The following is a 12,201-nucleotide window of genomic DNA, read 5'->3' on the forward strand; positions in this document are numbered from 1 at the left end:
GGGCAGGAAATACGACGAGGTGTCAGCACCTCGCGCCGCGGCTCGTCGACGGCATCGCCGGACAGGTAGCCGGGTCGCCCTGGAACGCTGACCGAGACGAGACGGGCCGCCGATGATCGGCGGCCCGTCTTCGTTGCTGGTCAGAGTGTGGGCGCGGCAGGTTTCGAACCTGCGACCCCTCGCTTGTAAGGCGAGTGCTCTCCCACTGAGCTACGCGCCCGGAACGCCCGTACGGCGGGCCGGAGGTTGGCAAGCTTACCCTGCCGCCACCGGCCCGGTCGTACGGCGTGCCCGGTTGTCAGGCCGCGACGGCCTCGGCCAGCGCCTTGCGCCAGCCCTGCTGGTCGCGGGCCTCCCCCGGCATGTTCATCTCGGCGAAGCGCACCACGCCCGCCTTGTCGATCACGAAGGTGCCCCGGTTGGCGATGCCTGCGACGTCGTTGAAGACGCCGTACGCCTGGGCGACCGCGCCGTGCGGCCAGAAGTCGGCCAGCAGCGGGAACTGGTAGCCCTCCCGGTCGGCCCAGATCTTGTGGGCGTAGACCGAGTCGACGCTGACGGTGAGCACCTGGACGTCGTCGTTGACGTACTCGTTGAGGTTGTCCCGCACCTCGCACAGCTCACCCTGGCAGATGCCGGTGAAGGCGAGGGGATAGAAGACCAGCAGCACGGTGCGCTTGCCGCGGAAGTCCGAGAGCCGGACCTCCTGGTTGTTCTGGTCCTTGAGCACGAAGTCCGGCGCCTCGGCGCCAACCTCGATCGGCATGCGAGCTCCTCAGGATGGGGTCAGGTGGCATCAGCCTGCCACACCCGGCGGCGACCGCCGTCGGGTGATCGCCGCCGACGGGACTACTTCTTGCCCTTGGCCCCGCGACGCAGGACGAGGCGGGCTCCGCTCCAGTCCCGGCCGGCGTTCACCGTCGAGGTCTGCTGGAGGCCGGCGGTGGGCGCGGACTCGGCGATCTCGCTCGGCTCCACGTGCCCCTCGCGCCCGGCCTTGGGCGTGAGCAGCCACACGACGCCGTTGTCGGCCAGCGGGCCGAGGGCGTCGACGAGGAGCTCGAAGAGATCACCGTCGCCGTCGCGGTACCAGACCAGCACCGCGTCGACCACCTCGTCGGTGTCCTCGTCGACCAGCTCTCCACAGCGGTCGGTCAGGGCGTCCCGGAGATCCTGGTCGACGTCGTCGTCGTACCCCATCTCCATGACGACCATCCCCGGCTCGATCCCGAACCGGTCCGCCAGGCTGCGTACCCCGTCGGCGGCCTGACCAGCGGTCGCGCTCACTGTCGCGTGCCTCCTCATCTCATCCCTGCTGGCGACGTCGTGCGACGCCGTCAGGCAAGTCCACACAGTTGTGGCTCCCCGCGCAAGTGGCGCACCGGGTGGAACGGAATTTACCGTGCCAGGAGCGTACGGGCACCCTGGGTAATTGCTTCCTCGGAGACCAGAACCTGACGCGCCGCCGGACCTAATGGTACAAACGAGTCAACTCCGGCCACTCGCCGCGCCGCGCCCACGTAGCCGGCGTCGACCAGGGCGGCGATGACGCCCTCGCCCACCCCGCCCGACCTGCGGGTCTCGTCCACCACCAGCACCCGGCCGGTGGCGGCGGCCTCGCGGATGATGTCGGCCACGGGCAGCGGGGCGAGCCAGCGCAGGTCCACCACGCGGGTGCCGATCCCCTCGTCGGCGAGGGCCGCGGCGGCCCGCAACGACATCCGCACCCCGTTACCGAACGTGATTATCGTGACGTCTTCGGCGGAGCCGACTCCGTAGACGCGGGCCCGGCCGACCGGCACGTGCCCGCCGGTCCACGCGCCGGGCTCGGCGTAGTCGGCCAGCCACTCGCCGTCGCCGTCCGCGTAGAGGTCGCGGGTGTGGTAGAGCGCGATCGGCTCCAGGAAGACGCAGACGCTGCCGTCCACCGCCGCGCTGGCCAGGCAGGTGCGCAGCATGGGCGCGGCGTCGTCCGGCCGCGCCGGCACCGCGATCACCAGGCCGGGCACGTCCCGGAGTACGGCCACCGAGTTGTCGTTGTGGAAGTGCCCGCCGAAGCCCTCCTGGTAGGCCAGCCCCGCGATCCGCACCACCATCGGGTTGCGGTACGCCCCCTGGGAGAAGAACCGCATGGTGGCCGCCTCGCCGCGCAGCTGGTCCTCGGCGTTGTGCAGGTACGCCAGGTACTGGATCTCCGGCACGGGCAGCATCCCGGCCAGCCCGGCGCCGAGCCCGAGCCCGAGGATCGACGTCTCGTCGAGCAGCGTGTCGAAGACCCGGGCGGGGCCGAAGCGGTCCCGCAGCCCCTTGGTCACCCCGTAGACGCCGCCCTTGACCCCGACGTCCTCGCCGAACACGGCCATCTGCGGGTGGTCGAGCATCCCGTCGGCGAGCGCGGCGTTGATGCTCTGCGCCAGGGTGAGCGGGCCGGCCAGCTCGGGCGGCTTGCCGCCGAACGCCTCCGTCCGGGCGGCCGCGCCGGGTCCGCCGGCCCGCGCCGCCGCGTCGGCGACCGCCCGGGCGACCCGCGCCGGCCGGCGCGGGGCCAGCGGCGCCACCACCTCGGCCGGCGCCGCCAGCTTCGGCTCGTCGAGCACCTCCTCCGCGATGCGGCGCACCTGCCAGCCGATCTCGTCGTAGCGGGCCAGCAGCTCTCCGCCGGTGGCCACGCCGGCGCCGACCAGCAGCCGCGCGGTGCCGACCAGCGGATCCCGGTCGAGGTCGGCGGCGATCTCCGCTGCGCTGCGGTAGGCGGTCTCGGCGTCCGCGCCGGCGTGGCCCATCAGCCGCACGGTCGACAGGTGCAGCACGGCGGGCCGCCGGTGCCGCCGCACCCAGGCCGCCGCCTCGGCCGCCACCTCGTACGCCCGCACCAGGTCGCCGCCGTCGGCGGCGAAGTAGCGGATCCCCGGCTTCGACCGCAGCGTGGTCGCCACCCACCCCTGCGGGGAGCGGACGCTGATGCCCAGGCCGTTGTCCTCGCAGACGAAGAGCACCGGGATGCGCAGGCCGGTGTGGTCGTACCAGCCGGCGGTGTTGAACGCGGCGGTGGCGCTGGCGTGGTTGACCGAGGCGTCGCCGAACGAGCAGACGACGATCGCGTCCGGCGGCCAGGGCGCGGGTGTCGCCTCCCCGCCGCCGGCGACCCCCGGCGCGTCCCCGGCCCGCCCCCGGCCGGCCGGGTCGAGCCGGCGCAGCCGCTCCACCGCCAGACCCATCCCGACCGCGCGGGGCAGGTGCGAGGCGATCGTGGAGGTGGTGGGGACGACGGCCAGGTCCGCCCGGCCGAAGACCTTGTGCCGCCCGCCGGCGATCGGCTCCCGGCTGGAGGCGACCATCCCGCGCAGCACGTCGCGGGCCGCCTCGGCGTACCCGGGGGGAAGCGGCCGGTCCGCGGCGGGCGCGCCGGTCGACTCGTCCGGGCCGGGGTCGTGCGCCCCGGCGGCGTCGCCGGCAGCGGCCGGGCCGCCGGCCGCTCCGGCGCCGTCGGGCTGGTCGGGCGGCCCGGCCTGGTCGGGCGGGGCGGTGTGGTCGGTGGGGGCGGCCTGGTCGGCGCCGGCGGGGGCGGCGTGGTCGGCGTCGGCGGGGGCGGCCTGGTCGGCGTCGGCGGCCTGGTCGGCGTGGGTGGCCTCGGCCGCCTGGCCGGCCCGGACGCAGTAGAAGGCGCCCGAGCGGTAGTGCAGCAGCGCCGGGTCGCCTGCGCGCAGGGCGGCGGCGACCGCCGCGTTGCCCTCGTGGCCGGCGGAGCCGATCGTGTAGAACCCCTCGCCGAAGCTGCGCAGCCAGCGCGCGGCCAGGTCGAGCTGCCGGCTGGTCACCTGGGCGTCGAAGAGGTCCAGCGCCCGCGCGCCGGTCAGCGCCGCGCCGTCGGTGACCGGCCGTGCCGGGTCACGCCGCTGCTGCGGCGCGGCCAGCGCGGCCAGCGCCTCCCGGAACCGGTCGTCGAGATCTTGCGGGGTGGTCACGTCGGACAGCATTACCGACGAGCGCCCGCCTCGCCCACTCGGACACGAACCGCGCGGGGTGGGTCAGTCGTCGCCGCACGACTCGGGGCAGCCCCCGTCGGAGACCTTCCACACCAGCTCGCGCAGGGTCGCCAGCTCGCCCGCGGTCAGCCCGGCGAGCAGTCGGGAGTCCGACATGACCTCGCGCACCCGGGCCCGCACCCGGCGGCCCTCGTCGGTGACCAGCAGCGTCTTCTGCCGCCGGTCGGCCGGGTCGACCCGTCGCTCGACCAGCCCGGCCTGCTCCAGCTTGTCGACCAGCGCGGTCACGTTGGAGCGGTCGCAGCCCAGCACCGTGGCGAGGTCCCGGGCGGGCAGCGGCCGGTCCGGGTCCAGCTCGTGCAGCGCCCGGGCGGCGGCCGGGGTGAGGCCCAGCGCGCCGATCTCCACGGCCTGGTCGTGCCGCATCGCCGAGGCGACGTGCATGATCCGGCGCACCACGTCGCCGGCCAGCTCCGAGCCGTCGCCGGGAGTCGGACGGGCGGAGGGGGCGCTGAGCTGGGGCATGTCTCACATCGTACTTGCGGCCCGATAGTTGAGCAGGTTAACTATCGTGCAGCTCAACTGTTTAGCAGCTTCGCTATTCGTCGTTCGCGCGGATCGCGCGACCAGCACCCCACGGAGGAGATCCACATGTCCGACATCTCGGTCCTCGCCCTCTCGGGCAGCCTGCGCCAGACGTCCTTCAACACCTCGCTGATCCGCGCCGCCGAGCGCCTGGCCCCCAAGGGCATGACCATCCAGCGCTACGAGGGCCTCGGGGCGATCCCGCCGTTCAACGAGGACGTCGAGGCCGAGCCGCCGGCGCCCGTGACGGACCTGCGGGAGCGGATCGGGGCGGCGGACGCGCTGCTGATCGCCACCCCGGAGTACAACTACGGCGTGCCGGGCGTGTTGAAGAACGCGCTCGACTGGGCGTCCCGGCCGAGCTTCCCGATCACCTCGTGGGTGTCGCCCCTGGCGCACAAGCCGGTGGCCATCATGGGCGCGGCTCCCACCGGCATGGGGACGGTACGGGCCCAGCTCCAGCTCCGGCAGCTCTTCCTCTGGACCGACTCGGCAGTGGTCAGCAAGCCGGAGATCATCGTGACGAACGCGCACGAGAAGCTCGGCCCGGACGGCACGATCCGGGACGAGACCATCGAGGCCCTGCTGCGCGGGCTGCTCGACGCCCTGGTCACGCGCACCCGCGTCACCCGGCTCGCCACCGCCGCCGCCTGACCCGCCCGCCGCACAGTCGGCCGGCCGCCCGGCGACCCGCCAGCACGGTCGACGGGTTGCCGGCCGGCCTTGGGAGCGGGCCGGCGACAAGGCGGGAAGGCGGCCGACGGGGGCTTCCGTCGGCACGCCGAGGGGCGTACTGTTCGTTCAGAACTTCTTGAACGTTCCGAACGAGGTACGCGATGACGGAACTCTCCGACCAACGCCACTACGCCGAGGACGCCGCCGTCGTGCTCGGCGGGCTCGGCCTGCCCCCGGCGTACGGCAAGCTGCTCGGCTGGCTGCTGATCTGCGATCCGCCGTGGCAGACCAGCGCGCAGCTCGCCGAGGCGCTGGGGCTCTCCAAGGGCTCCGTCAGCACCGGCATGCGGCTGCTGGAGACCAGCGGCCTGGCCCGCCGGGTCCCGGTGCCGGGGCACCGTGGTCACGCGTACGAGGTCAGACCCGACGCGATCATCCGGATCGCCGCCGACGCCACGAAGTTCCGGGCGTTCCGGGAGCTGATGGAGCGCGGGCTGACCGTCGTGGGCGGTGAGGACGTTCCGGGCGCCGATCGGTTGCGGGTGATGCGCGACTTCTACGCGTTCGTCGAACGCGAGGTGCCCAAGCTCGTCGAACGCTTCGAGGCCGAATACGCGGAGAAGGGAGACGTCGATGGCTGAGCCCGCCATCCACACCGCGGAACTGGTCAAGACGTACGGTCGCAACCGCGGCCTGACGGGGCTGGACCTGCGGGTCGAGCCCGGCGAGGTGTACGGCTTCCTCGGCCCCAACGGGGCCGGCAAGTCCACCACCATCCGCCTGCTGCTCGACCTGATCAGGCCCACCGGCGGGCGCCTCAGCGTCCTCGGCCTCGATCCCCGCCGCGACGGGGTGGCGCTACGCCGCCGGACCGGCTACCTGGCCGGCGACTTCGTGGTCGACGGCCGGCAGACCGCCCGCGAGCTGCTGACCTACCTGGGCAACCTGCGCGGCGGCGTGCCCCGGGGGCGGATCGAGGAGCTGGCCGCCCGGCTCGACCTGGACCTGGGCCGCCGGATCAGGGGGCTGAGCAAGGGCAACCGGCAGAAGGTCGGCGTGATCCAGGCCTTCATGCACGACCCGGAGCTGCTGATCCTCGACGAGCCGACCAGCGGGCTGGACCCGTTCCTCCAGCAGGAGTTCCTCGCCATGGTCCGCGAGGCCCGGGCCGCCGGGCGGACGGTCTTCATGTCCTCGCACGTGATGAGCGAGGTGCAGCAGACCGCCGACCGGGTCGGCATCATCCGCGAGGGCCGGCTGGTCACCGTGGCCCGGGTGGAGGAACTGCGCGAGCGGGCCGTCCGCCGAGTCGAGATCCACTTCGACGAGCCGGTCACCGAGGCCGAGTTCAGCGGCCTGGCCGGGGTCAGCGAGGTCGCCGTCACCGGGACCACCCTGCGCTGCCGGCTGGACGGCCGGGCCGACGGGCTGGTCAAGGCGGCCGCCGGGCACACCGTGGTCGGGCTGCTCTCCGAGGAGCCGGATCTGGAGGAGCTCTTCTTCGGCTACTACTCCCGCGAGGAGGACACCCGTGTTGCTGCGTGACCCGTTCACCAAGGCGCTGCACGACGCCCGCCGGTCGCTGCTCGGCTGGACGGTGGCGATCGTGGCCGTCGGCGCCATGTACGCCTCGTTCTGGCCGACGGTGCAGACCCCGGAGATGAAGGAGGCCCTGGCGGCGTACCCGGAGGGGCTGCTGGAGGCGTTCAACTACAGCGACCTCACCACCGCGGCCGGCTACCTCGGCAGCGCCGTCTACGGCCTGCTGGTGCCGCTGCTGGTCGCGGTCTTCGCGATCGCGGCCGGCGCCCGGGCCGTGGCCGGGGACGAGGAGGCCGGCACCCTCGACCTGGTGCTCGCCCACCCGGTCGGCCGGATCCGGCTCGTCCTGCTCCGCTTCGCCGCGCTGGCGGTCGGCATCGTGGGGGTCGCCGCCCTGCTGGGCGTGGCGATGGTCGCGCTCAGCGGCCCCGCCGAGTTCGACGGGATCGGCGCGGGCGGGTTCGCCGCGATGACCCTGCACCTGATCCTGTTCGGGCTGACGTTCGCCGCGCTCGCCTTCGCCGTCGGGGCGGCCACCGGGCGGCGGGCCGCCGCGGTCGGCGCCGGTGCCGGGGTCGCGGTCCTCGGCTACCTGGCGAACTCGGTCTTCCCACAGGCGCAGGGGCTGACCTGGACCCGCGAGCTCTCGCCGTTCCACTGGTACCTGGGCGGGTCGCCGCTGGTCGACGGGGTGCAGCCGGTCGGCGTGCTCCTGCTGGCCGGCGCCACCGCGCTGCTCGTCGCCGCCGGCGCCGCCGCCTTCGCCCGCCGCGACATCGCCGTCTGAGGCGTCGCACGACATCGCCGTCCGAGGCGTCGCGTCGCACGACATCGCCGTCCGAGGCGTCGTCGAGGGCCCGTGTTCCGCTGGACGGGGCGGGCACGGGCCCTCGACGTCACCCGCCCGTCACCCGGGGTCGGGACGCTCCCGGAGTCGAGCGGAGAAGCCGGACTCCCGGGAGGATTTCGTGACCCTGTCCCGACATACCTTTCGGGGCCGGTCAGCCGGACAGGAAGGAGAACCGGACCTTGCGGGTCGGGTTGTCGCCGTTGGTGTCGACCAGGCAGAGCGACTGCCAGGTGCCCAGCGCCAGCCGCCCGTCCAGCACGGGCAGCGTCGCATAGGGAGGCACGAACGCCGGCAGCACGTGGTCGCGCCCGTGCCCGGGCGAGCCGTGCCGGTGCCGCCAGCGGTCGTCGGTCGGCAGCAGGTCGTCGAGCGCGGCGAGCAGGTCGTCGTCGGAGCCGGAACCGGTCTCGATGATCGCCAGCCCGGCCGTGGCGTGCGGGACGAAGACGTGCAGCAGGCCGTCGCCCTGCCCGGCGACGAACCGCTCGGCCTCGGCGGTGATGTCCCGGACGGTCGGCCGGGCGCCGGTCTGGACCGTGATCACCTCACTGCGCATACGACGCATTCTGCCCGAGCGGGTCAGAAGCCGCCGCCGGAGTCTCCGCCGCCACCGCCGGAGTCCCCGCCGGACCAGCCGCCGCCGGAGTCCCCGCCGCCCCACCAGCCGGAGCGCTCGGTGTCCGAGCCGTGGTCGCGGGCGCCGTGGTCGGCCCCGACGTCGCCGGTGGCTCCCGCCGTCGTCCCCTCCGCCCCCGCGCGCCGGCCGCTCACCCTCCGTGACCGACCGAGGACCGCCGACTGCCGGGCGCCGATCAGCACCCCACCGCCGAGCGCGGCCAGCAGGGCCCCGGAGAGCACGATCATGAGAAGGGCCGGGCGCCCCTCCCGCATCCCCAGCACGCCGCAGACCGCGGCGGTGACTCCGGCCACCACCATGACCGCGCCCAGCGACGCCATCCGCCTGTCCATGGCGGCACCATAGAAGGGCGGGGCAAGGGGAGGCGGACGCCCGCCGCAGGCCGGCGGGCGGGCCCGGATCGCCGGTCGCGGAAGTTACCGACGGGTACCTGTGTTGAGCGTCGCGTCTCGGGGCGGTGGGCGTGACGGGGGGTGCCACCAGGGGGCAGGATGGCGCTAGAGACCTATCCCACACAGAACCGAGGGAACGCCTGTGGCTACGGAACGCAAGCGCCCGGTGATCACCGCTGGTCTGCCGAGCCAGCTTCCGGACATCGACCCTGAAGAGACCAGCGAATGGGTCGAGTCGCTCGACGGTGTCATCGACGAGCGCGGGAACAAGCGCGCCCGCTACGTCATGCTGCGCCTGCTGGAGCGGGCCCGCGAGCGCCAGGTCGGGGTGCCGTCCCTGACCACCACCGACTACATCAACACCATCCCGCCGGAGCGCGAGCCATGGTTCCCGGGTGACGAGCACGTGGAGCGGCGGATCCGGGCGTACGTCCGGTGGAACGCGGCCATGCTGGTGCACCGGGCGCAGCGCCCCGAGATCGGCGTCGGTGGGCACATCTCCACCTTCGCCAGCTCGGCCTCGCTCTACGAGGTGGGCTTCAACCACTTCTTCCGGGGCAAGGACCACCCGGGCGGCGGCGACCACATCTTCTACCAGGGCCACGCCTCCCCCGGCATGTACGCGCGGGCGTTCCTCGAGGGCCGGCTGACCGAGCACCAGCTCGACGGGTTCCGCCAGGAGCTGTCCCACCCGGGCGGCGGCCTGCCGTCGTACCCGCACCCGCGGCTGATGCCGGAGTTCTGGGAGTTCCCGACGGTCTCCATGGGCCTGGGCGGGCTCAACGCGATCTACCAGGCGCGGTTCAACCGCTACCTGCACCACCGGGGCATCAAGGACACCTCGGACCAGCACGTGTGGGCCTACCTGGGCGACGGCGAGATGGACGAGCCGGAGACGCTCGGCGCGATCGGGGTGGCCGCCCGCGAGGAGCTGGACAACCTCACCTTCGTGATCAACTGCAACCTCCAGCGGCTCGACGGGCCGGTGCGCGGCAACGGCAAGGTCATGCAGGAGCTGGAGGCGTTCTTCCGGGGCGCCGGCTGGAACGTCATCAAGGTGGTCTGGGGCCGCGAGTGGGACCCGCTGCTGGCGGCGGACACCGACGGCGCGCTGGTCAACCTCATGAACACCACGCCCGACGGCGACTACCAGACCTACAAGGCGGAGTCCGGCGCGTACGTCCGGGAGCACTTCTTCGGCCGCGACCCGCGGACCCGCAAGATGGTCGAGCACCTCAGCGACGACGAGATCTGGAACCTCAAGCGGGGCGGGCACGACTACCGCAAGCTCTACGCGGCCTACAAGGCGGCCATGGAGCACACCGGCCAGCCGACCGTGATCCTGGCCAAGACGATCAAGGGCTGGACGCTGGGCTCGCACTTCGAGGGCCGCAACGCCACGCACCAGATGAAGAAGCTGACGCTGGAGGACCTGAAGACCTTCCGCGACCGGCTCTACCTGGACATCCCGGACAAGGCGCTGGAGGACAACCCCTACCTGCCGCCGTACTACACCCCGGGCGAGAAGTCCGACGAGATCGCCTACCTGCGCGAGCGGCGCCAGCAGCTCGGCGGCTACCTGCCGTCGCGCCGGCCGGGCAGCAAGCGGCTGGCGATCCCCGGCCCGGAGCGCTTCGCCGACGTCAAGCGCGGATCCGGCAAGCAGAAGGTGGCCACCACCATGGCCTTCGTCCGCCTGCTCAAGGACGTGATGAAGGACAAGGAGTTCGGCAAGCGCTGGGTGCCGATCATCCCGGACGAGGCCCGCACCTTCGGCATGGACTCGCTCTTCCCGACGCAGAAGATCTACTCGCCGCACGGCCAGCGCTACACCTCCGTCGACCGGGAGCTGTTCCTGTCGTACAAGGAGGCCGTCGGCGGGCAGATCCTGCACGAGGGCATCAACGAGGCCGGCTCGGTCGCCTCGTTCACCGCGGCGGGCTCGGCGTACGCCACGCACGACGAGCCGATGATCCCGATGTACATCTTCTACTCGATGTTCGGGTTCCAGCGCACCGCCGACGGGCTGTGGGCCGCCGCCGACCAGATGGCCCGGGGCTTCCTGCTGGGCGCCACCGCCGGCCGCACCACGCTCAACGGCGAGGGCCTGCAGCACGAGGACGGCCACTCGCTCCTGATCGCCGCCACCAACCCGGCGGTGGTCGCCTACGACCCGGCGTTCGCCTTCGAGATCGCGCACATCCTCGAGAACGGCCTGCACCGGATGTACGGGGACGCGCAGGAGAACGTCTTCTACTACCTGACGGTCTACAACGAGCCGATCCTGCAGCCGGCCGAGCCGGCGGACGTGGACGTGGAGGGGCTACTCAAGGGCATCTACCGCTACTCCCCCGCCCCGTCGGTGGGCGACGACGCCCCGAAGGCCAACGTGCTCGCCTCGGGCACCGGCATGCAGTGGGCGCTCAAGGCGCAGCAGCTGCTCGCCCAGGACTGGGGCGTGGCCGCCGACGTCTGGTCGGTGACCTCCTGGACGGAGCTGCGCCGCGACGCGGTGGAGTGCGAGGAGCACAACCTGCTCAACCCGGGCGCGGAGCAGCGGGTGCCGTACGTCCAGCAGAAGCTGGCCGACGCCGAGGGGCCGAAGGTCGCGGTCAGCGACTGGATGCGCGCGGTGCCGGACCTGATCGCCCGCTGGGTGCCCGGCGACTACACCTCGCTCGGCACGGACGGGTTCGGCATGTCCGACACCCGGCACGCCCTGCGCCGGCACTTCCACGTCGACGCCGAGTCGGTGGTGGTGGCGACGCTGCGGCAGCTCGCCCTGCGCGGCACGGTGCCGGCGAACGTCCCCGCCGAGGCGGCCAAGAAGTACGCCATCGAGGACGTCAACGCCGCCCCGGTCGGCGAGACCGGCGGCGACAGCTAGGACGCACGCGACGAGGGGCCCGGCGCATCCCGCGCCGGGCCCCTCGGCATGTCGGGCACCGGGTGGACGGTGGTGGCCCGGAGTCCCTGGCGGGGACACCGGGCCACCATCGTCGCGCGGGCGACGCCAGGGACCGGCCCGGTCAGCCGACGGCGGCCAGATCGGTCAGCCGGGCGAGCGAATCCTCCAGGTCGGCGCCGACCCTGCGCAGGCCGAGGCGGAGCAGGGCGGCCTTGACCGGCCCGGCGGGCCAGCGCACGACGATGAGCCGCACGATCGTTCCGCCCTCCTCCTCGTCGGCGGTGAGCTGGACGTAGATCTCGGTGCGCGCCTCCGCCCGGGCACCGGCGCCCTTGGCGCGTTCGCGCCAGCCGATCAGGGTCGGCTCCTGGTAGGCGATCACCTCGGCCTCATGCGCCGCGCCACGTCCGGCCTGGACCAGCTGCCGCCGCCCGAAGCCCTCTCCCGAGAGCACCTCGGCCGCGCGGACCCCCGCCAGCCAGGCCGGCAACTGCTCGGCCCGCTGCACGACGTCCCAGACCGCTTCCACCGGCGCCATCACGTGCGCACTGCGTTCCACGAGGATCATTTCCGTCTTTCCTCCAGTGAGGACATCCCACGATATCGGCACTCTATGCGCAAATTCG

12 protein-coding genes and 1 tRNA gene are annotated in these 12,201 nt (G+C 73.1%); 5 read left to right on the forward strand and 8 right to left on the reverse strand.

What is annotated here, in order from left to right:
• Nucleotides 1-148: 148 nt before the first annotated feature.
• The 5 genes from ACWENR_RS05175 to ACWENR_RS05195 form a co-directional block, all read right to left on the reverse strand.
• Nucleotides 149-220 (reverse strand) — tRNA-Val (locus ACWENR_RS05175).
• A 78-nt stretch (nt 221-298) separates the two neighbouring features.
• Nucleotides 299-766 carry a peroxiredoxin gene (locus ACWENR_RS05180; RefSeq protein ID WP_091104391.1) on the reverse strand — a complete coding sequence of 156 codons (468 nt, stop codon included), beginning with the start codon at nt 764-766 and terminating at the stop codon, nt 299-301.
• An 83-nt stretch (nt 767-849) separates the two neighbouring features.
• Complete coding sequence (locus tag ACWENR_RS05185; RefSeq protein WP_357450928.1) at nt 850-1,287, reverse strand: DUF3052 domain-containing protein; 438 nt, start codon at nt 1,285-1,287, stop codon at nt 850-852.
• Between the two features lie 110 nt (nt 1,288-1,397).
• Nucleotides 1,398-3,977: a transketolase C-terminal domain-containing protein gene (locus tag ACWENR_RS05190; protein ID WP_452275789.1), complete on the reverse strand. Its 2,580-nt coding sequence runs from the start codon at nt 3,975-3,977 to the stop codon at nt 1,398-1,400.
• A 51-nt stretch (nt 3,978-4,028) separates the two neighbouring features.
• Nucleotides 4,029-4,511 (reverse strand): MarR family winged helix-turn-helix transcriptional regulator, encoded by a 483-nt coding sequence (locus tag ACWENR_RS05195; RefSeq protein ID WP_452275790.1) that lies wholly within the window; start codon nt 4,509-4,511, stop codon nt 4,029-4,031.
• Nucleotides 4,512-4,637: 126 nt separating this feature from the next.
• Here ACWENR_RS05195 and ACWENR_RS05200 point away from each other — a divergent pair, with 126 nt between their 5' ends.
• The 4 genes from ACWENR_RS05200 to ACWENR_RS05215 all read left to right on the forward strand — a co-directional run bounded on the left by ACWENR_RS05200 (nt 4,638) and on the right by ACWENR_RS05215 (nt 7,575).
• Entirely contained in the window at nt 4,638-5,225 is a 588-nt protein-coding gene (locus ACWENR_RS05200; protein ID WP_452275791.1) for an NADPH-dependent FMN reductase, read from the forward strand.
• Nucleotides 5,226-5,407: 182 nt separating this feature from the next.
• Nucleotides 5,408-5,887: a GbsR/MarR family transcriptional regulator gene (locus ACWENR_RS05205; RefSeq protein WP_452275792.1), complete on the forward strand. Its 480-nt coding sequence runs from the start codon at nt 5,408-5,410 to the stop codon at nt 5,885-5,887.
• Nucleotides 5,880-6,791, forward strand: a complete 912-nt coding sequence (locus ACWENR_RS05210) for an ABC transporter ATP-binding protein (RefSeq protein WP_452275793.1) — start codon at nt 5,880-5,882, stop codon at nt 6,789-6,791. Before ACWENR_RS05205 ends, ACWENR_RS05210 begins: the two co-directional genes overlap by 8 nt.
• Complete coding sequence (locus ACWENR_RS05215) at nt 6,778-7,575, forward strand: ABC transporter permease subunit (RefSeq protein ID WP_452275794.1); 798 nt, start codon at nt 6,778-6,780, stop codon at nt 7,573-7,575. Before ACWENR_RS05210 ends, ACWENR_RS05215 begins: the two co-directional genes overlap by 14 nt.
• Nucleotides 7,576-7,789: 214 nt before the next feature.
• On the opposite strand, the gene ACWENR_RS05220 is transcribed toward ACWENR_RS05215, so the two are convergent.
• The gene (locus ACWENR_RS05220) at nt 7,790-8,194 is read right to left on the reverse strand and encodes a YjbQ family protein (RefSeq protein ID WP_452275795.1); all 405 of its coding nucleotides are present in this window, start codon (nt 8,192-8,194) and stop codon (nt 7,790-7,792) included.
• A 23-nt stretch (nt 8,195-8,217) separates the two neighbouring features.
• Nucleotides 8,218-8,607: a hypothetical protein gene (locus tag ACWENR_RS05225; protein WP_452275796.1), complete on the reverse strand. Its 390-nt coding sequence runs from the start codon at nt 8,605-8,607 to the stop codon at nt 8,218-8,220.
• A 202-nt stretch (nt 8,608-8,809) separates the two neighbouring features.
• On the opposite strand from ACWENR_RS05225, the gene aceE reads away from it, so the two are divergent.
• Nucleotides 8,810-11,554: a pyruvate dehydrogenase (acetyl-transferring), homodimeric type gene (gene aceE / locus ACWENR_RS05230; protein WP_452275797.1), complete on the forward strand. Its 2,745-nt coding sequence runs from the start codon at nt 8,810-8,812 to the stop codon at nt 11,552-11,554.
• 142 nt (nt 11,555-11,696) lie between these two features.
• Here the strand turns inward: aceE and ACWENR_RS05235 are convergent, their stop codons facing one another.
• The gene (locus tag ACWENR_RS05235; protein ID WP_250795157.1) at nt 11,697-12,143 is read right to left on the reverse strand and encodes an SRPBCC family protein; all 447 of its coding nucleotides are present in this window, start codon (nt 12,141-12,143) and stop codon (nt 11,697-11,699) included.
• Nucleotides 12,144-12,201: the final 58 nt, after the last annotated feature.

Source organism: Micromonospora sp. NPDC004336, from assembly GCF_053602615.1.

Bases quoted from the DNA above. Each gene is read 5' to 3' on its own strand.
- ACWENR_RS05180 (WP_091104391.1), bottom strand. From the start codon at position 766: ATGCCGATCGAGGTTGGCGCCGAGGCGCCGGACTTCGTGCTCAAGGAC.
- ACWENR_RS05190 (WP_452275789.1), bottom strand. From the start codon at position 3,977: ATGCTGTCCGACGTGACCACCCCGCAAGATCTCGACGACCGGTTCCGG.
- ACWENR_RS05195 (WP_452275790.1), bottom strand. From the start codon at position 4,511: ATGCCCCAGCTCAGCGCCCCCTCCGCCCGTCCGACTCCCGGCGACGGC.
- ACWENR_RS05200 (WP_452275791.1), top strand. From the start codon at position 4,638: ATGTCCGACATCTCGGTCCTCGCCCTCTCGGGCAGCCTGCGCCAGACG.
- ACWENR_RS05205 (WP_452275792.1), top strand. From the start codon at position 5,408: ATGACGGAACTCTCCGACCAACGCCACTACGCCGAGGACGCCGCCGTC.
- ACWENR_RS05210 (WP_452275793.1), top strand. From the start codon at position 5,880: ATGGCTGAGCCCGCCATCCACACCGCGGAACTGGTCAAGACGTACGGT.
- ACWENR_RS05220 (WP_452275795.1), bottom strand. From the start codon at position 8,194: ATGCGCAGTGAGGTGATCACGGTCCAGACCGGCGCCCGGCCGACCGTC.
- ACWENR_RS05225 (WP_452275796.1), bottom strand. From the start codon at position 8,607: ATGGACAGGCGGATGGCGTCGCTGGGCGCGGTCATGGTGGTGGCCGGA.
- ACWENR_RS05235 (WP_250795157.1), bottom strand. From the start codon at position 12,143: ATGATCCTCGTGGAACGCAGTGCGCACGTGATGGCGCCGGTGGAAGCG.